Source organism: Enterococcus sp. AZ084, assembly GCF_051714905.1.
Lineage (GTDB): Bacteria > Bacillota > Bacilli > Lactobacillales > Enterococcaceae > Enterococcus_B > Enterococcus_B pernyi.
On record NZ_JBIOSS010000001.1, the window covers coordinates 59,908 to 78,612 of the forward strand.

At 39.2% G+C, this 18,705-nt stretch carries 17 protein-coding genes and 1 riboswitch; of the genes, 15 read left to right on the forward strand and 2 right to left on the reverse strand.

Translation table 11 applies throughout. The features are described 5' to 3' along the window. Positions 1-179: 179 nt before the first annotated feature. Entirely contained in the window at positions 180-1,100 is a 921-nt protein-coding gene (locus tag IGI79_RS00265; RefSeq protein WP_195274008.1) for a LysR family transcriptional regulator, read from the reverse strand. Positions 1,101-1,550: 450 nt separating this feature from the next. Beyond that, positions 1,551-1,718, reverse strand: a riboswitch (M-box (ykoK) riboswitch). Between the two features lie 325 nt (positions 1,719-2,043). Between IGI79_RS00265 and IGI79_RS00270 the strand changes: the two genes are divergently transcribed. The 15 genes from IGI79_RS00270 (at position 2,044) to deoD (ending at position 16,582) form a co-directional block, all read left to right on the forward strand. Continuing rightward, positions 2,044-2,649 (forward strand): class I SAM-dependent methyltransferase, encoded by a 606-nt coding sequence (locus IGI79_RS00270; protein ID WP_195274006.1) that lies wholly within the window; start codon positions 2,044-2,046, stop codon positions 2,647-2,649. Positions 2,650-3,055: 406 nt separating this feature from the next. Beyond that, positions 3,056-3,640 carry a hypothetical protein gene (locus IGI79_RS00275; RefSeq protein WP_104872642.1) on the forward strand — a complete coding sequence of 195 codons (585 nt, stop codon included), beginning with the start codon at positions 3,056-3,058 and terminating at the stop codon, positions 3,638-3,640. Then, the gene (locus IGI79_RS00280) at positions 3,624-4,190 is read left to right on the forward strand and encodes a hypothetical protein (RefSeq protein WP_108144368.1); all 567 of its coding nucleotides are present in this window, start codon (positions 3,624-3,626) and stop codon (positions 4,188-4,190) included. The genes IGI79_RS00275 and IGI79_RS00280 overlap by 17 nt, the downstream gene beginning before the upstream one ends. 14 nt (positions 4,191-4,204) lie before the next feature. Next, positions 4,205-4,786 carry a hypothetical protein gene (locus tag IGI79_RS00285; protein ID WP_161642265.1) on the forward strand — a complete coding sequence of 194 codons (582 nt, stop codon included), beginning with the start codon at positions 4,205-4,207 and terminating at the stop codon, positions 4,784-4,786. Positions 4,787-5,094: 308 nt separating this feature from the next. Continuing rightward, a complete protein-coding gene (locus IGI79_RS00290) occupies positions 5,095-6,111 on the forward strand; it encodes a LacI family DNA-binding transcriptional regulator (RefSeq protein ID WP_010734491.1) in 1,017 nt (338 codons plus the stop codon). Positions 6,112-6,252: 141 nt separating this feature from the next. Next, positions 6,253-7,554, forward strand: coding sequence for a pyrimidine-nucleoside phosphorylase (locus IGI79_RS00295; protein WP_195274004.1), 1,302 nt, complete (start codon positions 6,253-6,255; stop codon positions 7,552-7,554). A 13-nt stretch (positions 7,555-7,567) separates the two neighbouring features. Further along, positions 7,568-8,230 carry a deoxyribose-phosphate aldolase gene (deoC, locus tag IGI79_RS00300; RefSeq protein WP_065096771.1) on the forward strand — a complete coding sequence of 221 codons (663 nt, stop codon included), beginning with the start codon at positions 7,568-7,570 and terminating at the stop codon, positions 8,228-8,230. An 18-nt stretch (positions 8,231-8,248) separates the two neighbouring features. Beyond that, positions 8,249-8,647, forward strand: a complete 399-nt coding sequence (locus IGI79_RS00305; protein ID WP_019724046.1) for a cytidine deaminase — start codon at positions 8,249-8,251, stop codon at positions 8,645-8,647. Between the two features lie 63 nt (positions 8,648-8,710). Further along, positions 8,711-9,796 (forward strand): BMP family lipoprotein, encoded by a 1,086-nt coding sequence (locus IGI79_RS00310; RefSeq protein WP_065096770.1) that lies wholly within the window; start codon positions 8,711-8,713, stop codon positions 9,794-9,796. Positions 9,797-10,044: 248 nt separating this feature from the next. Beyond that, positions 10,045-11,607, forward strand: a complete 1,563-nt coding sequence (locus tag IGI79_RS00315) for an ABC transporter ATP-binding protein (protein ID WP_019723072.1) — start codon at positions 10,045-10,047, stop codon at positions 11,605-11,607. Next, on the forward strand, positions 11,600-12,733 hold the full coding sequence (locus tag IGI79_RS00320; RefSeq protein ID WP_010734485.1) for an ABC transporter permease: 1,134 nt from the start codon (positions 11,600-11,602) through the stop codon (positions 12,731-12,733). The genes IGI79_RS00315 and IGI79_RS00320 overlap by 8 nt, the downstream gene beginning before the upstream one ends. Beyond that, the gene (locus tag IGI79_RS00325) at positions 12,733-13,689 is read left to right on the forward strand and encodes an ABC transporter permease (RefSeq protein WP_010734484.1); all 957 of its coding nucleotides are present in this window, start codon (positions 12,733-12,735) and stop codon (positions 13,687-13,689) included. The genes IGI79_RS00320 and IGI79_RS00325 overlap by 1 nt, the downstream gene beginning before the upstream one ends. A 94-nt stretch (positions 13,690-13,783) precedes the next feature. Beyond that, the gene (deoB, locus tag IGI79_RS00330; protein ID WP_104775935.1) at positions 13,784-14,950 is read left to right on the forward strand and encodes a phosphopentomutase; all 1,167 of its coding nucleotides are present in this window, start codon (positions 13,784-13,786) and stop codon (positions 14,948-14,950) included. An 85-nt stretch (positions 14,951-15,035) separates the two neighbouring features. After that, positions 15,036-15,851, forward strand: coding sequence for a purine-nucleoside phosphorylase (locus IGI79_RS00335; RefSeq protein ID WP_010734482.1), 816 nt, complete (start codon positions 15,036-15,038; stop codon positions 15,849-15,851). 23 nt (positions 15,852-15,874) lie between these two features. Continuing rightward, positions 15,875-16,582, forward strand: a complete 708-nt coding sequence (deoD, locus tag IGI79_RS00340) for a purine-nucleoside phosphorylase (protein WP_104775934.1) — start codon at positions 15,875-15,877, stop codon at positions 16,580-16,582. A gap of 385 nt (positions 16,583-16,967) precedes the next feature. Here deoD and IGI79_RS00345 read toward each other — a convergent pair whose 3' ends face one another. Then, positions 16,968-17,825, reverse strand: a complete 858-nt coding sequence (locus IGI79_RS00345; protein ID WP_104775933.1) for a carbohydrate binding domain-containing protein — start codon at positions 17,823-17,825, stop codon at positions 16,968-16,970. Positions 17,826-18,705 lie beyond the last annotated feature (880 nt).

Here is an 18,705-nt window from a genome sequence, read left to right on the forward strand (position 1 = left end):
AAAGTTAGCTGAAAGGCAGGAATAGAAGTAACATTTTGGGAAGTAAATAGACACCCACCAAAATTTGAAGAACAAATTCAGTGGATGCCGCCTTACTTTTCAAAGATAAATCTCTCTGGGATCTCTTATCGGTGTTCATTTACGACATTGAAATACTTGTTTTATTTTGATTTCAATATTCATCGTTTTGGCAAGTAATAGGTGCCGGTTTCAGCAGCGCTCATCACTTGCGTCGTGTGACATGTTTGATTAAAAATCGCTTGGATTTCTTTTTCAGCTTCTGGATAGAAGTAAAAGTTTTCTGATTCTCTGTTTTTATAAAGATAAAAATGAATGGTTGGAAATGTTGGTAGAGAGACAAAACAAACAGGTTCAATAGCTAAAAGTTCTTGCGCAAAGGTATTGGCTAATAGCATTCCTTTTCCTTCTGTAATCATTTTCATTGCTCCTAAACTATCTGGACAAACAACATATTTTGGTTCGTTGGTCAGCAGTTTGGCTACTTTTTTCGTAATCACTTGATGTTCTACGTGGTCGAGTAAAAAGATAAAAGGTAACTCTTCCAGTGCTTCCGCGGATAATATAGCACCTGGTTTTACAAAGTAGCTACTGACTGCTACTTTAAGTTCCAAAGTGGCTAACCTTGTTTGAATAAATTTTGGGTGATCTAAGGTGGCAGAAGTAATGGCAAAGTCGATTTCTTTCTGACTTAGTTTATTTAGCAGATCCAATGAAGGAATATAACGGTAGTCGATCGTAAAGTTTTGATGCCGGATTGGATATTTGTTTGCTTCAAAGATAAACGAAGCATCACTTGTGCCGACACGCAAAGAAGGATAGTCTACTGATTCGTTTAATGAGATATTCAATTTCTTCGCTTCTGCCAAAATCAATTCTACGGAAGGAAGGATCGCCTTTCCATGGTTACTCAATATGATCTTTTTCCCGTGACGCTCAAACAAATCTGTCCCGATTTCTTGTTCTAAACTTTTTAACGAGCTACTTAACGAAGAAATACTAACATGTAGCTCTTTTGAAGCTTGCGAGAGACTGTTGAAACGGGCAATCATATAGAAATATTCTAATTTTTCGATCGACATACAGCTATGCCTCCTTTATCATTCTATTCTCCTCTTAAATGTCTCATGGGCCTCTTAAGAAAACAACAGTTATCGTGAAGCACACATAGAGATTAAACAATCCTTAATAAATGTGAAACGAATCACTATTACTTTTAATAGGAAATGAAGCATGACAGTTTTATCAGTCGCTAGTTGATTTTTATGCGAGTCAATGATTCATAGACTCTTGATCGAAGGCTAGTGATTGATAGGTTGCAATAGATGAAGCGAATCTCAACTAGGAAAGGAAATCAATACACCTAAGAAAGCAAAAGAATGAGGAATAAGACACACTTACTTAAAGCGGTTTATTACTGATTTTTTGGTGGCGTGAGGTTTGCTGACAACATAAAAAAGCCTCTTTAATACATAAAGGGCGGTGTACTCAAATAAACATTGGTAAGTGTAATTTGCAATTGTAAGGCGCAATTGTAATCACGTTAATTGAGCTTTGGCTTTCTGAGACGTAAGAAACAAGTTCTAGTTATCTTGGAAAAGCCTTAATCCGACAATTCCTGCTTTACACGTTACTGTCTCTCGACATTTCCGAGCGATAACCTGTGTTCTTCAGAGTAACCTCACCTAATATGATTATTTTTCATCCATATCATAAAGGGCAGTGGAAGTAATAGTCAATCATGCGCGTTTCATGAATAGAGATATCATGGAGATATTTGTCTTCTTAAAAACGCTAATAGTAAGGTTTATGGGACTTCTATTGATATTTTCTCTACTTTCACGAAACAGATTACGCAAATACCGAAAAAGGAGAAGAGTGAGCAGCTAAGAAAATTTTTTTCTTCCGTATCGCGATTAAATGGTTATATTTATAAAAGAAAACAGAAGAAACACAGTTTCACTTGCACCTTCTCATGGAACACGTTAGACTATGAACAACTAACAGATAAGAAGGATGGAAACTATGACGAATCATTATTATTCCGAACACCCAGAGACTGCTCATGAGTTTGACGAATGGTCATTTGAGCTAAGAGGGAAAACCTTTCAGTTTGTGACAGACTCGGGCGTGTTTTCACGTGAAACAGTCGATTATGGCTCACGTGTATTGATCGATGCCTTTGAATGGGCACAGTTACCAGAAGGTAAAATTTTGGATGTTGGCTGTGGCTATGGTCCGATTGGGCTTTCTCTTGCCTATGCGAGTGAGCGTTTTGTTGAAATGGTAGACATCAACGCCAGAGCGGTTGATTTAGCCCAAGGAAATGCGAAGCGAAATCAAATCAAAAATGTAGCGATTCACCAGTCAAACATTTATGAAGAGGTGCCAGAAACAGACTACGCTGCGATCGTCAGCAATCCGCCAATCCGTGCAGGCAAAAAAGTCGTACATGAAATCTTGACGGGTGCGTATCCTCGTTTACGTACGGGCGGTACTTTAACGATCGTCATTCAGAAAAAACAAGGTGCACCTAGCGCACAAAAGAAAATGCAAGAAACATTTGGGAATGCAGAAATCGTGATCAAAGATAAAGGCTATTATATTATCCGAAGTGTAAAAGAAGATTGAACATAAACGAATGAAAATAACGAAGCAGTCGAAGAAATAAGTAAGATTTCTTTGACTGTTTTTGTTTGTTCACATATGAAGAGGGGAACTGGATAGGTAGGATAAACGGCAGAATAAATAAAGTGAAAATTGCAAAAGACAAGAAACGAAAAATAAAAAAAATGGAAATAAAATAACTTGTTTCTGGTTTTTTGTTGTTTTAAAATAAAATTGATTTAATAGACATACAAACAATTTTTATTTTGTTTTAAATAACGTTAGATAGTTCTGTTGGAAGCAGGTGTATGGTTATCGATCTAGTATAAACAGATAGGAGAACTAGACAGGAAATAAAATATTTTATGTTAACCATTTGTTGAGAGTTACAGCGAGAAGTTATTTAAGAAGTAGCGGAGGAGGAAAGAGGATGGAGTTTTTTAACAAAGAAGAAATGGAGAAACTTATATATAAATGGAGCAACAGAATGGGGAAGTACAAAATACTATATTTGGATCATGCTTTTTTTCGTACAACAGACTATCAAGAGGAACAGAGCCATAAACAAGCAATTTTGCAATTTTTAAATAATAAGGATCATCATTTCAACAAAAAAGACAGCAGCTCAATAGAGAATATCATTTTTAGCGAACTTTTATCGTTTGATCACCTAGAGCAGTACCCGATTCTAGTCAATCCTGCGTTGATGCGAGGATCAAATCTTAGCTATAGCGATTTTTTTGCTGATTATGGACATTATACCCATGCTTTTCTTTATGGTAGGGAAGATCATTCTAGTGCAGAGAAGGATTTTTATCGTTTAAATAAAGAATTATTTCCAGAGCAAGAGCGTTTAGTTATTAAAGAATGGAATGATGATTGGTCGACATTTTTTCGTATGGGTAGAAGGCATAAAGGAAACCGCTTATTCACAGTATACGATCCACAACAAAAACGTATAACTGTTATTTACATACCACTAGTAGAGGAGGAACCATATGAAATTATTGGATAAGGAGACGAATCGATTTGTATTGACCATGGTTGAAAAAAACATTTGGATGAAAGATTTAGCAATCAACTATGTATTTTTCCAAGAAAAGAATGATCAAGGATACGAAAGCCATAGAAAAGCAGCCCTAGCATTTGTTACGTTCATCAATCAGAGACGAGGGCATGATCGAATTGAGTATACAGATAAACTTGATTTCCCAGTCAATATAACAGCATCCTATTCCATAAACCCAAGTGTAATGGAAGCAGAACGAATTTCATTCGACGCTTTTTTTTCTACATATAGTGACTTGAAAGGGCAGTATCTTTCAGATTATGCCTACGCTTTTTTTAAAATCCCTTTTTTCTATAAAGGAAGTAAAAAAGATTTCATTGAACTAAATGATTACTTGTTTCCTAGGAAAGAAACGTTAGTCATTTATCAATGGAACAACACGTGGTCCGATTATTTTGCTTATGGAAAACATTCCGGAAAAGGAGCATATCTGTGGACGATTTATGATCCAACAAGAAAAAGATTTACGGTATGCGGGGCATCTACATTGAATTGAATGAGGAGGACAGAATGAAATTCTTAAAAGAAGAGACGTTTCAGTTTGAAAAGAAGCTTTGTTCAAAAAAATTTCCAAGAGCTAGGCTTGGACTCGATTATGTATTTTTTGAAGAAACAGATTATCGTGGATGGCCCAGTCATCGTAAAGCTGCCCTCGAATTCATCAAAGTGAAGAATGATGAAAGAGGTGTTCCAGGAATCCTCTATACAGATGTACGTTACTTTGATGATTTACCTATCATATGTAGTCCGATTAAATTGATATATGCAGTGAATCCAGAGTTGATGTATGGGAAACAGATAGAGGTAGATGCTTTCTTTTCAGTTGAAAAAGCAGATAAAAACAACTATGTTTCTGGTTACGCCCAAACATTTCTTTGTTCTATGTATTCTAATATTGGAGATGAAGCAGATTTTATTTTTTGGAATGATGTATTATTTCCTGATAAAACTGCGTTAACGATATACAAGTGGAATGATAATTGGTCGAATTATTTTTCTGCGGGTAGGGAATGGATGGGTACTTTCTTTTGGACAATTTCTGACACTGCATCAAATAAACTGATAGTTATCGGTTGTTCTTTGACTGATTGAGGAGAAGTGGATGTCAAAACACCAATTAGCTCAGAAAAGTTGAGTTCAATTGGTGTTTTATTGTATAGATCATTTAGTTAAAAGGAGGTGTGTTCCGCACCTATATAGTCAGTGGAGGTGAGGAAATAAAGTTGGACTAGGGAGAGTGAGAGCGAACTTAGAAAAATAAATCGTTGTTTATAAAATTTAGCTGGCAAATATTTATCTGAGACGCATTTACTTTTGACCAAGCCTTTTTTCCCTCTATCCATTTCGAAAACCATTTGGTACACTGTTAGGGAATTTACATATATAAAGGGGGAACAAAAGTGAAACTGACAATTCGAGATATTGCTGAGATGGCAGGTGTTTCAGTGACGACTGTGTCACAGATTTTAAATAATAAAGGCAGCCGTTTTAGTGAAAAGACACGAAAAAAAGTGTTGTCGATCGTAAATGAACATCATTACAAGCCAGATTATTTTGCTTCCAATGTGATCAATCGTCACTCAAAAACGATTGGCATGATCGTGCCAGATGTGACGGATTTCTTCTTTTCCAAAGTGATCGAAGGGGTTGAAAGTTATTTAAACCCCTTAGGATATGTCATCATTCTTTGTAACTCCAGACATAGTCAAGACAATGAACTGAAGTATTTAAGGGAGCTTTCTCATCGATCCGTAGATGGTTTATTGTTAGCGACGCCGAATGTGTTGCCTCAAGAGTATGCACTTGATAGTAGTTTTTATAACAACATGCCGATCATCCTGATCGATCGTGGGTTGAATCGTCGAGATAACGGTCGCTTGATCGTGAAAGAATATGAAGGCGCTTATCAAGCTGTCTCGTTATTGATCAAAAATGGTCACACTAAAATTGGTATGCTAAAAGAGACTACTGGCTATTATCAGTTAGAAGAGCGATTCAATGGTTATCGTCATGCACTAAAAGATCATGGGCTGGCGTTCAACGGTAAGTTTGTAGAAGAAGGAGACCTGACTGTCCAAGGAGGGTACGAAGCAAGTAAGCGCTTGTTACGTCATAAAGATGTAACGGCGGTATTTTGTGGCAATGATGCCATGGCGATTGGTTGTTATCAAGCGATTGATGAAATGGGCAAGCGTATTCCAGAGGATATTTCGGTCATCGGCTTTGATGGATTAAAATTGTCTGAGTATATGATCCCTAAGTTGACAACGGTCAAGCAACCGAGTTTCGATATTGGTTTTTATGCAGCTCGCTTTTTGATTGACACGATTGAATTTCCACAAAGAAAAGTTCCGAACAAAGTCTTTGAAACAAAATTAATTATTCGTGAGAGCGTAAAAACATTGACAAAGGTCTAGTAGGGCGTTATATTGCTTATGTAAGTGTTTACAAAGTTGGTAAGATACATTGCGAGAAAATAGTAAACCGGTTTACTAAAGTGGTTTACCTTTTTCGAAATTCCTGTATAATACCGAATGAAGAACGAGGAGGATTACGGCATGCGGATGGTCGATTTGATCGAAAAAAAGAGAGATGGACACCAATTATCAAAGGAAGAGATTTCGTACATTGTCACGAACTACACAAATGATAACATTCCTGATTACCAAATCAGCGCATTATTGATGGCTATTTTCTATCAGGATATGACCGATGAAGAAATCACTGATCTAACGTTGGCAATCGCTCATTCTGGCGATGTGATCGATTTAAGTTCCTTAGATGGGATCAAAGTCGACAAACATTCTACCGGAGGCGTGGGGGATACAACTACCTTGATTTTAGCACCTTTAGTAGCAAGTGTAGGTGCAACTGTGGCAAAAATGTCAGGGCGTGGTCTTGGCTACACAGGTGGCACATTAGATAAGTTAGAAGCTATTCCTGGATTTCGGATCGAACTATCAGATGAAGAATTCATCCGCACCGTGAACGAAAGTAAAGTAGCGGTGATCGGCCAATCGGGCAATCTCGCTCCAGCAGATAAAAAATTGTATGCCTTGCGTGATGTGACGGCAACGGTCAACTCGATCCCATTGATTGCTAGTTCGATCATGAGTAAGAAAATCGCCGCAGGAGCGGATGCGATCGTGCTAGATGTGACGACGGGTGACGGTGCCTTCATGAAAAATATCGATGACGCGAGACGCTTGGCGAAGACCATGACACGGATCGGCAAATTAGCCGGTCGCCAAACAGTAGCAGTGATCTCTGATATGTCTGAACCGTTGGGTGAAGCAATCGGCAACAGCTTAGAAGTCGTTGAAGCCATTGAAACACTTCAAGGGAACGGACCGGAAGATTTAGTGGAAATGTGCTATGCTTTAGGTAGTCAAATGGTCGTTTTAGCCGAAAAAGCGGCATCGATCGAAGAAGCGCGCGAAATGCTGAAAGAAGCCCTTGAATCAGGGAAAGCTTTAGCTAAATTCAAAGAAATGATCCAGAACCAAGGGGGCGACCCAACAGTTGTCGATGAACCTGCGCGGTTGTTAACTGCTCGTTATATTTATGAACTGCCAGCGAAGAAAACAGGTGTCGTGACAAAAATCGTTGCGAACGAATTAGGGATCGCAGCAATGATGCTTGGTGCAGGACGTAAAACGAAAGAAGATTCGATCGATCATGCTGTTGGTTTACGATTGAATAAGAAAATCGGTGATAAAGTAGAAGCTGGCGAATCGCTATTGACGATCTATAGTAATGAAGAAGACATTTCGCCAGTGATCGACTTGTTATATAAAAATATTGAAATCGGTGATACGGCGGAGAAGCCTATCCTGATTCATGACATCATTACAGAGTAGAAGGAGAAGAGACATGGAATTAAATCGAATGATCGACCACACAATTCTAAAAGCAGATGCAACAAAAGCAGATGTGATGCGCATTATTGAGGAAGCAAAAAAACATCATTTCTATTCAGTATGTATCAATCCAACATGGGTTGCCTTGGCGAAAGAGGAATTACAAGGTGAGCCAGTCGCTGTTTGTACCGTTATTGGTTTCCCATTAGGAGCAAATACGGCCGAAACAAAGGCATTTGAAACAAAGAATGCGATCGAAAATGGCGCAGATGAAGTGGATATGGTCATCAATATCGGTGCCTTGAAATCTGAACAAGACGATGTCGTGAAAAAGGATATCGAAGCCGTAGTCGAAGCTGCTAAAGACCGCGCGTTAGTTAAAGTAATCATTGAAACAGCCTTGTTAGAACAAGCGGAAATCATCAAAGCTTGCGAATTAGCGAAAGCTGCAGGAGCTGATTTTGTGAAAACATCTACTGGTTTCTCAACAGGTGGCGCGAAAGTGGAAGATATCCGCTTGATGCGTGAAACGGTTGGTCCAGAAATGGGCGTCAAAGCTTCAGGAGGTATCCACAATGAAGCGGAAGCCGTGGCAATGATCGAAGCCGGTGCAACACGAATCGGTACAAGTGCTGGTGTATCGATCATGTCCGGTTCAACTGGCGAAGGCTATTAATATTCTAAGGAGAAAAAGATGTCAGAAATCAAACAAGAATGGATCGATATCGCTATCGACGCTTTGGATAAAGCGTATGTGCCTTATTCCAAATTTCCAGTAGGTGCTTGTTTAGTGACAGCATCTGGGAAAACCTATCAAGGATTGAATATCGAAAATGCGTCATTTGGCTTAACGAATTGCGCAGAACGTACTGCGTTTTTTAAAGCAGTATCTGAAAAAGAAATGGACTTTACACATCTAGTCGTTGCAGGTCATACACCTGAGCCGATTTCTCCATGTGGTGCTTGTCGCCAAGTAATGGCAGAATTTTGTGAGCCAGAGATGCCAGTCACGTTGGTTGGCGACAATGGTGTGACGAAAACGATGACCGTAAGAGAGTTATTACCTTACGCATTTTCAGAAAAAGATTTATAAATTATGTTCAATTCAGTCAGCTGACTGTTGAAAAAACAACTACTTTTAGGGGGCTTTACAGAAATGAAAAAAGCAAAATTATTTGGTTTAGGTGCTATCGCACTATCAGCAGGCTTACTTTTAAGCGCATGCGGTAACGGCGGTTCAGATTCTACTGATTCAACCGGTGGAAACAGTGCATCAGGAACAGCAACTGCAGCATTGATTACAGATACAGGTGGCGTCGACGACCGTTCATTCAACCAGTCAGCTTGGGAAGGGTTAGAAGATTGGGGTAAAGAGCAAGGCTTGTCACGTGGAAACGATGGCTTCCAATATTTCCAATCTGCCAATGAATCAGATTATATTCCAAATATCGATCAAGCGTTAAACGCTGGCTTCAAGACAATTTTTGGGATTGGTTTTAAATTGAAACCTGCAATCGAAGAACAAGCAACAAGTAACCCTGAAACAAACTTTGCAATCATTGATGATGTGATCGAAGGAAAAGACAACGTCGTTTCAGCAACATTCAAAGATAACGAAGCTTCTTATCTTGCTGGAGTTGCAGCAGCTTACACAACTGAAACAAATGTGGTTGGATTTATCGGTGGCGTTAAAGGGGAAGTAATCGACCGTTTTGAAGCTGGTTTCAATGCCGGAGTTAAAGCAGGCGCTGAAGCGTTGAACAAAGACATCGAAGTATTGAACCAATACGCAGGTGATTTCTCAGCTCCAGATAAAGGACGTTCAATCGCACAAGGTATGTACGCACAAAACGCTGACATCATTTTCCATGCTTCAGGTGGTACTGGTAACGGTGTCTTCCAAGAAGCAAAATCATTAAATGAATCAGGCGACAAAAAAGTTTGGGTAATCGGTGTTGACCGTGACCAATCTGACGAAGGAAACTACACATTGAATGGTGAAGACAAAAACTTCACATTGACATCAACACTTAAAGGTGTAGGAACAGTTGTAAAAGATTTAGCACAACAATCAGCAGAGGGTGACTTCCCTGGTGGCGAACACACTGTTTATGGTTTGAAAGAAGACGGTGTAGGTATCACTGAAGGCCAACTTTCTGATGAAGCGAAAAAAGCAGTGGATGAAGCAAAAGAAAAAATCATTTCAGGTGACATCGAAGTTCCTGAAACTCCTGAAAGCTAATAAATACCATTTCTATAGCCTTGTTGGACAATTGTTTAACAGGGCTATCGTTTAGTTATCTACTTAATGTTGTTTTTTTATGCAAGTTGCTAGGTATCCCGATTTGGATAAGGGAACAACTTGTAACAAGTAGCTTAGCTCCTTGGATTTTGGTTACTCGATGAGCGACGTTTTGTGAACGATCGTCATCGTCCCTTTTATTTTTTAAACAATGTCGTCTGGATATAAATTGTTAGGATGTGAAAAATGTGGATCAAGAAAATATTGTCATCGAAATGCGAAATATCACGAAACAATTCGGTACTTTCAAAGCAAATGACAACATCAACCTTCAAGTGAAAGCAGGAGAAATCCATGCCTTGCTTGGTGAAAATGGTGCAGGTAAATCAACGTTAATGAATGTTTTATCCGGTCTTTTAGAGCCAACATCAGGTGAGATTTTGATGCACGGCAAAGAAGTAAACATCACGAGCCCGACGAAAGCCAATCAATTAGGGATCGGAATGGTGCATCAACACTTTATGTTAGTCGATGCATTCACAGTAACAGAAAATATCGTACTAGGTAGTGAGCCAAGTACAGGCGGTATCTTGAACCGTAAGAAAGCCCGTGAAGAAATCAAACGATTATCTGAACAATATGGCTTAGCAGTGAATCCGGATGCGTACGTTCGTGATATTTCTGTCGGTATGGAACAACGTGTGGAGATTTTAAAAACACTCTATCGTGGTGCAGATGTCTTGATTTTTGATGAGCCAACAGCCGTACTGACGCCGCAAGAAATCGATGAATTGATCGTGATCATGAAAGAGTTAGTCAAAGAAGGAAAGTCGATCATTTTGATCACACATAAATTAGATGAGATCAAAGCAGTTGCCGATCGCTGTACGGTCATTCGTCGTGGTCAAGGGATTGGAACGGTCAATGTGAAAGATGTTTCTTCGCAACAGTTAGCCGATATGATGGTCGGAAGAACCGTCTCATTCAAAACAATGAAAAAAGAAGCACGTCCACAAGAAGTGGTGCTTTCTGTTGAAAATCTTGTAGTTAAAGAAAACCGCGGATTAGAAGCAGTGAAAGATTTGAGTCTGGAAGTCCGAGCAGGTGAAGTCTTAGGTATTGCTGGAATCGATGGAAATGGACAATCGGAGTTGATCCAAGCGTTAACCGGTTTACGTAAAGTAGAAAGTGGAACGATTCGTTTGAAAGACGAAGAGATCACGAATAAAAAACCACGTAAAATCACCGAATCTGGGCTAGGACATGTGCCAGAAGATCGACATAAATATGGTTTGGTCCTTGATATGACGTTATCTGAAAATATTGCCATGCAAACCTACTATCAAAAACCGTATAGTAAAAATGGTCTGTTGAACTATGGTGTGATGAATGAACATGCTAGAGATTTAATCGATGAGTATGATGTGCGGACAACGAACGAATTAGTACCAGCGAAAGCTTTATCTGGTGGGAACCAACAAAAAGCCATCATTGCTCGCGAGATCGATCGTGACCCTGATCTACTGATCGTTGCGAATCCAACACGTGGATTAGATGTTGGTGCAATCGAGTTTATCCATAAACGTTTGATTGAGCAACGTGATAAGTTCAAAGCAGTTTTATTGATTAGTTTTGAATTAGAAGAAATTTTAAATGTGTCCGATCGTATTGCGGTAATCCATCAAGGAAAAATCGTGGGAATCGTTGATCCAAAAGAAACATCTGAAAACGAGCTAGGTCTATTGATGGCGGGTTATACTTTAGAAGAAGCACGTAGAGAGTTAGAAAAGGTTGGTGACACACATGAATGATCGTAGCGAAAGGTTCCGTAATCTGCTAGTGCCTATATTTTCGGTTATTTTAGGGTTGATTCTAGGTGCTATTTTGATGGTTGCCTTTGGTTACCATCCAATCCAAGGATATTCTTCCATGTTGAATGCTTCGTTAGGTTCACAACGAAGTATCGGTGAAACATTAAGACAAGCAACACCTTTGATTTTTACAGCCTTAGGTTTTTCTGTTGCAAATTCAGCCGGATTCTTTAATATCGGGCTTTCTGGACAAGCACTTTGTGGTTGGATCATAAGCATTTGGACCGCGTTAGCTTTTCCAGATCTACCAAAAATCATTCTCTTGCCAATGTGCGTGATTTTAGGTGCACTTGCTGGGGCAATGGCCGCAGCTATTCCAGGATTGTTACGTGCGTTCTTTGGAACAAGTGAAGTTATCGTAACGATCATGATGAATTATATTTTGCTCTATTTAAGTACGTATACACTTCATGAAATCATGCCTGAATCTTATCGTTCAAGTTTAGACTCTTCAAATATGATCAGTGAGAATGCATCTTTACGTATTCCTTGGCTGACCCAGATGTTTGGAGGCTCTCGTGTGAATGGCGGACTCTTCTTGGCACTGATTGCGTTAGTGGTTGTATGGATCGTCATGAAGAAAACAACCTTAGGCTTTGAGATCCGTTCTGTTGGATTGAATCCATACGCCTCTGAATATGCGGGAATGAGTAGTAAACGAACAATTGTCTTATCCATGGTTATCTCTGGTGGATTAGCCGGACTAGGTGGTGTGGTCGAAGGACTAGGAACATACCAAAACTTCTTCGTACAGACAACCTCATTATCCATCGGGTTTGATGGTATGGCCGTGTCATTATTAGGTTCTGGTTCTGCGATTGGGATTTTGTTATCTGCGCTATTATTCAGTGTCCTAAAAATCGGTGGATTAGGAATGCAGACGGGTGCTGGAGTACCGTTTGAAATCGTCAATGTATCGATTGCCTTGATCATCTTCTTCGTGGGGATCAACTTCTTGATTCGTTTCCTTATGGCGAAATTCTTCCAAGGGAAAAAACAAGAGGAAATCGTCGCAACGATTGAAACGAAACCAAATCAACAAAATCAAGAAGGAGGAGAGCTGTAATGTCAACAGTAGAACTGATTTCCTTGATCCTTACATCAACACTTGTTTATTCAACACCGTTGATTTTAACCTCCTTAGGCGGAACGTTTTCTGAACGAAGCGGGATCGTCAACGTTGGGTTAGAAGGCATCATGGTGATGGGGGCGTTTAGTGCGGTCGTCTTCAACTTGACGATGAGTGACACATTAGGCTCAATGACTCCTTGGATTGCTATTTTAGTCGGTGGCGTGGTTGGTGTTCTCTTTTCCTTGATCCATGCAGTCGCAACGATCAGCTTGCGCGCAGACCATATCATCAGCGGAACGGTCATCAATTTGATGGCACCTGCTTTAGGTGTATTTTTGATCAAAGCATGGTATGGTAAAGGACAAACAGACAATATCTCACAAAACTTAGGTTACTTTTCATTTCCTGGATTATCTGAGATTCCAGTGATTGGTCAAATTTTCTTTAGAAATACATTTTTACCAGCGTATTGTGCGATTTTAATTGCTGTTATTGCATGGTTCGTCATCTTCAAAACTAAATTTGGTTTACGTCTACGTTCTGTTGGGGAAAATCCTCAAGCTGCAGATACACTAGGGATCAACGTATATGCGATGCGCTATTCAGGTGTCTTGATCTCTGGTCTTCTTGGAGGCATGGGTGGAGCTGTGTTCGCTCAATCGATCTCTGGGAACTTTTCAGCAGGAACGATTGTCGGTCAAGGGTTCATCTCAATGGCTGCAATGATTTTTGGTAAATGGAATCCACTAGGCGCGATGGGCGCATCCTTATTCTTTGGGTTTGCACAAAGTTTAAGTATCATCGGCGCACAATTACCAGTGATTTCTTCAATTCCACCAGTTTTACTACAGATTGCACCTTATCTATTAACGATCATCGTTTTAGTCGCTTTCTTAGGTAAAGCATCTGGACCAAAAGCAAACGGTAAGAATTATATAAAATCCAAATAATCGTTTAGTGATTAAAAAGGGCGGGTTACGGGAAGTTTTTTTCGGCTCGCCCTTTTTACTTTATAAAGAAAATAAATAGAAAGAAGGAATACTCATGTTTAAACGCGTACATTTGATCGTCATGGATTCAGTCGGAATCGGAGAAGCACCTGATGCTGAAAAATTCGGAGATAAAGGTTCGGATACATTAGGTCATATTGCTAAAGAAGCTGGGTTGACGATACCGAATTTGGAGCAACTTGGATTAGGAACGATTCGTCCTTTAGAAGGGGTCGAAGCAGTGCAAGATCATCAAGGGTATGCGACCAAATTGGAAGAAGTTTCTGTCGGCAAAGATACAATGACAGGACATTGGGAAATCATGGGCTTGAATATCAAAACACCATTTCGTGTTTTTCCAAACGGCTTCCCGGATGAATTATTGAAGAAAATCGAAGACTTCTCTGGACGTAAAATTGTTTGTAACGAACCTTATAGCGGAACAGCAGTCATTGACGACTTTGGTGAACATCAAATGAAAACCGGCGACTTGATCGTTTATACGTCAGCTGATCCAGTGTTACAAATTGCTGCACATGAAGAAATTATTCCTTTAGAAGAACTTTATCGGATTTGCGAATATGTTCGTGAAATTACAAAAGATGATCCTTATATGATCGGTCGGATCATTGCCCGTCCATATCTTGGTGAGCCAGGTAACTTTACGCGCACAAGCAACCGCCACGATTACGCATTAGATCCATTTGGACATACGGTTTTAGACTCATTGAAAGAAGCCGGCAAAGATGTTATTGCAGTCGGTAAGATCAATGATATTTTCAATGGTCAAGGCATCACCGATTCTGTTCGTACAAAGAGCAATATGGACGGTGTGGATCAATTATTGAATGTGATGAAGCAAGACTTCACTGGGTTGAGTTTTACAAACTTAGTCGATTTTGATGCGTTATACGGTCATCGTCGCGATGTGGTTGGTTATGCGCATGCCATCGAAGATTTTGATTTGCGTATTCCAGAATTATTAGATGCAATGGCTGATGATGATCTATTATTGATCACCGCTGACCATGGGAATGATCCAACTTTCACTGGTACGGACCATACTCGCGAATATGTGCCACTACTTGCTTATAGTAAACAAATGAGTGGGCAAGGTAGTTTACCACAAGGTTATTATGCGGATATCTCTGCAACGATTGCCGAAAACTTTGACGTAGCAGCAACTGAAAATGGCGAAAGCTTTTTAAAACTATTGAAATAACGACGTGCATCATCCATCAATGAATCATCATTGGCTTTATTATGTAAGATAGAATAATCAAAATTTTATATATAGGAGAAAAACAATGAAATTAAATGAGATGTTACAAGAGACGACTGCGTTTATCAAAAGCAAAGGTGTCGGAACGATCGATTTTGGCATGATCTTAGGTTCAGGTTTAGGTGAATTAGCAGAGGAGATCGAAGAAGCAATCGTGATTCCTTATGATAAGATTCCGTTCTTTCCAACTTCGACAGTCGTTGGACATGCAGGTCAACTTGTTTACGGAACACTTTCAGGCAAAAAAGTATTGGCGATGCAAGGACGTTTCCATTTTTATGAAGGTCATTCGATGCAAACAGTCACTTATCCTGTGCGAGTGATGGCTGCGCTAGGCGCGCATTCAGTTGTTGTAACTAATGCGTGTGGCGGCGTGAATGAATCATTTGCACCAGGTGATTTGATGCTGATCACGGATCATATCAACTTTACAGGTCAAAATCCATTGATTGGACCTAATGACGAAGAAATGGGGCCTCGTTTCCCTGATATGAGTGAAGCTTATACAAAAGCGTATCGCGAAATGGCAAAAGCAGCAGCGACATCATTAGACGTAGAATTAAAAGAAGGCGTGTATATGGGCTATTCTGGTCCAACGTACGAAACACCAGCTGAGATTCGCATGTCTCGCGTGATGGGTGCAGATGCAGTGGGCATGTCGACTGTACCAGAAGTCATTGTTGCAGCTCATAGCGGGTTGAAGGTCTTAGGAATTTCTTGTATCACTAACTTGGCTGCTGGTATGCAAGCAAACTTGAATCACGAAGAAGTCGTTGAAACAACTGAGAGAGTCAAACAAACATTTAAATCATTGATCAAAGAAACACTTTCTTTACTATAAAAAATTGATTGAGAGGTCCGGAAATGAGTGTTCATATTGAAGCAAAACCAGGAGAGATTGCAGACAAGATTTTACTTCCTGGCGATCCACTAAGAGCGAAGTATATTGCAGAAACTTTTTTAGAGAATCCAGTTTGCTATAACCAAGTACGCGGTATGCTTGGTTATACTGGAACGTATAAAGGGGAAAAAGTCTCTGTTCAAGGAACAGGAATGGGGATGCCCTCAGCGATGATCTATGCGCATGAGTTGGTCAATTCTTATGACGTAAAAAAATTGATTCGTGTTGGCACATGCGGTGCCTTGTCAAAAGACGTACACGTTCGTGATTTGGTGTTAGCACAAGGAGCTGCGACTAGTTCTTCCATGATTGAGAAGGATTTCAACGCATTCCATTTTCCACCAATCTGTGATTTTGACTTGTTGTTGAAAGCATACGAAGTAGCGAAAGAAAAAGGTTTTACTACACACGTCGGCAATGTACTATCAGAAGATTCTTTCTACAAAGACGATTTGACAGAGACATTCAAGTTAGCAGAACTAGGTGTGATGGGCGTGGAAATGGAAGCTGCTGCGTTGTATTATCTAGGTGCAAAATACCACGTGCAAACACTAGCGATCATGACGGTCAGTGACCATCTGATCACCGGTGAAGAAACAACTGCCAGCGAACGTCAGACAACATTCAATGACATGATTGAAGTAGGATTGGAAACGGCGATTCAAGGATAAAGTAAATAATTAAACAGCAAGAAAGTGTGACTGCCTAAACTTCTATGTAATAGAAAATTGGCAGTCACATTTTTTTTGCAGAAACTGTCTCACATAAGCTGAAATCAACGACAACCGTTGCTTCAGTTACTTCGCGGGTCCTCCTGAAGTCAACCATTTGAATGTCTAAAATGTGAGTCGACATTTCTTCAATTGCAGACGAAATGGCACAATCTTAACCAAATAAAAAAGAACAGAAAGAAGCGAGTTACGCTCTTTCTGTTCCGAACTAGGCTACCAACAGGATGTGACAAATGAGTCATATCCTGTTGGTGGATTCGTCTAAATGAATACCTTAATCATTCAATTGCTCACGTAATATGGTATGATTTATGGTCATTTATGATTAAAACAAATCTGCTCCAATAGTATATGATTCTAACAATACACCTCCGGATGTGGCCATTCCTGGGAAACCTGATACTCTATGAACTCGGATAACTTGACCTGCAGTACCAGCAATGATTTGTCGTATTTGGATATTGCCATCAACTAATCTTCTAGAGGAATAGTAATTGATCCCATTGTGTGTTTCAAAAAGATATCTTCCATCAACAGTCACGACTAGTCTTTCTCGACCATTAAAACGGTCCTCATCTAAAGTTAAGTAGGCAAATGCTTGATGACCTTCTCTCCCTACAGATAACAAGCTTGTTTCTGTTACGCCTGTTTCTACTTGGATATTGTCATATTTTGCCCAACCTTTCCATGTAGAAGCAAAGCGCACAAGATATGTATTTTCAGCGTCTGGAGTCGTAAAGGTAAGTTTGCCACGTTCCCAGTCCTCATTATTATGTTCAACGCGCTCTAATACATCGAAACCGACACCGTGATTCATGATCCCCAATTCAACACGTCCTGGTGCTGATTCGCTTGCTGCAACATCATAACTAAATGTATAGGTAGTATTTGGTTTCAATGTCACGTATTGATGAACATTTTCACCATCTCTTGCTAAAGCAAAGTTATTTCCATTTACGGTTTGAAGTGTGGGATTATTTGAATCTGGGTCACTAACGATCCAACGATCAAACCCGTCATTAAAGTCACCATTATGGATATACAATTGTTGCTCAATTGCCTGTTTGCTTGTACTAACGAAGTCAGTTGTTGATAGACTTGTTGCGAATGTCGAAACGGATCCTCCTAAACTTAAAAATACCATACCTGCTGCCATCATTGTTTTTAAATTATTTTTGATCATCTTGTATCTCCTCACTCTATATTTTATATTTTTTTGTTTTGTTTGTAAGATGCAACCATATAGTTTGTCTGTATCTCACAAATTAATCATAACCGAGAAAATCGCAATCGTGTAAACGCTTTTTCCTCTATAACATTAATTATTAGAAAAAAATGATAAAATAAATAGTTTTATGAGGTTGATTTTTATCTTAATTTCATTTATTAGCAACATAAGAAAAGATGAAGAGTTGTGGTGATAGCTCATACAAATGAAAACTTCCTCTTAGAAACAGGATAAAAGAATGAAATTCAAATAAGTTTCGACAAAAAATGTTCGCTCCAAAACTGAATGATTGTCTAACATCTTGCTATGCAAAAAAAGGAAGAGGTATAATGAGAAAGTGGTGATGAAAATAATAAAGAGTACTTTTACATAGCAAATTGACAAATTGGAAGGGAGATACCAAAAAATATTGTTTATTTACTAAACATAAGCATTGTATGTTGGGCATGCGATCAGAAAGAGAATGACAGTGTTTTAACTATCTAAGCGAATACTGCTTGCTTTTTCAGGAGTCGGTGAGAAGGGGGACAAGATGATTCATAGTTCTATTAATTGGTGGTCAAGGTGAAGATAGATCATATGCGGCTAACTCTAATAAAAAGTATCATCCTAACTGTCTGGATAACCATTTTTTGTATAACAAACTTTGGAATAATAAGAAGTAAGACCATTCTCATACTATTAGAAAATAACCAATTGGGTCTAAATCTAATAATGATTTTATTTATTTACTTACTTTGCATGCCCGAATTAAATCGAGCATTACAAGGTCTGAATCTGTCAATGATGAAACAAGTAGGATTCACTTTGCTACTTTTGTTAGTGACGAATTTTA

Excerpts from the sequence above, each read along its gene's own strand:
- IGI79_RS00265 (WP_195274008.1), bottom strand. The coding sequence starts at position 1,100 with ATGTCGATCGAAAAATTAGAATATTTCTATATGATTGCCCGTTTCAAC.
- IGI79_RS00270 (WP_195274006.1), top strand. The coding sequence starts at position 2,044 with ATGACGAATCATTATTATTCCGAACACCCAGAGACTGCTCATGAGTTT.
- IGI79_RS00275 (WP_104872642.1), top strand. The coding sequence starts at position 3,056 with ATGGAGTTTTTTAACAAAGAAGAAATGGAGAAACTTATATATAAATGG.
- IGI79_RS00280 (WP_108144368.1), top strand. The coding sequence starts at position 3,624 with ATGAAATTATTGGATAAGGAGACGAATCGATTTGTATTGACCATGGTT.
- IGI79_RS00285 (WP_161642265.1), top strand. The coding sequence starts at position 4,205 with ATGAAATTCTTAAAAGAAGAGACGTTTCAGTTTGAAAAGAAGCTTTGT.
- IGI79_RS00295 (WP_195274004.1), top strand. The coding sequence starts at position 6,253 with ATGCGGATGGTCGATTTGATCGAAAAAAAGAGAGATGGACACCAATTA.
- deoC (WP_065096771.1), top strand. The coding sequence starts at position 7,568 with ATGGAATTAAATCGAATGATCGACCACACAATTCTAAAAGCAGATGCA.
- IGI79_RS00305 (WP_019724046.1), top strand. The coding sequence starts at position 8,249 with ATGTCAGAAATCAAACAAGAATGGATCGATATCGCTATCGACGCTTTG.
- IGI79_RS00310 (WP_065096770.1), top strand. The coding sequence starts at position 8,711 with ATGAAAAAAGCAAAATTATTTGGTTTAGGTGCTATCGCACTATCAGCA.
- IGI79_RS00320 (WP_010734485.1), top strand. The coding sequence starts at position 11,600 with ATGAATGATCGTAGCGAAAGGTTCCGTAATCTGCTAGTGCCTATATTT.
- IGI79_RS00325 (WP_010734484.1), top strand. The coding sequence starts at position 12,733 with ATGTCAACAGTAGAACTGATTTCCTTGATCCTTACATCAACACTTGTT.
- deoB (WP_104775935.1), top strand. The coding sequence starts at position 13,784 with ATGTTTAAACGCGTACATTTGATCGTCATGGATTCAGTCGGAATCGGA.
- IGI79_RS00335 (WP_010734482.1), top strand. The coding sequence starts at position 15,036 with ATGAAATTAAATGAGATGTTACAAGAGACGACTGCGTTTATCAAAAGC.
- deoD (WP_104775934.1), top strand. The coding sequence starts at position 15,875 with ATGAGTGTTCATATTGAAGCAAAACCAGGAGAGATTGCAGACAAGATT.
- IGI79_RS00345 (WP_104775933.1), bottom strand. The coding sequence starts at position 17,825 with ATGATCAAAAATAATTTAAAAACAATGATGGCAGCAGGTATGGTATTT.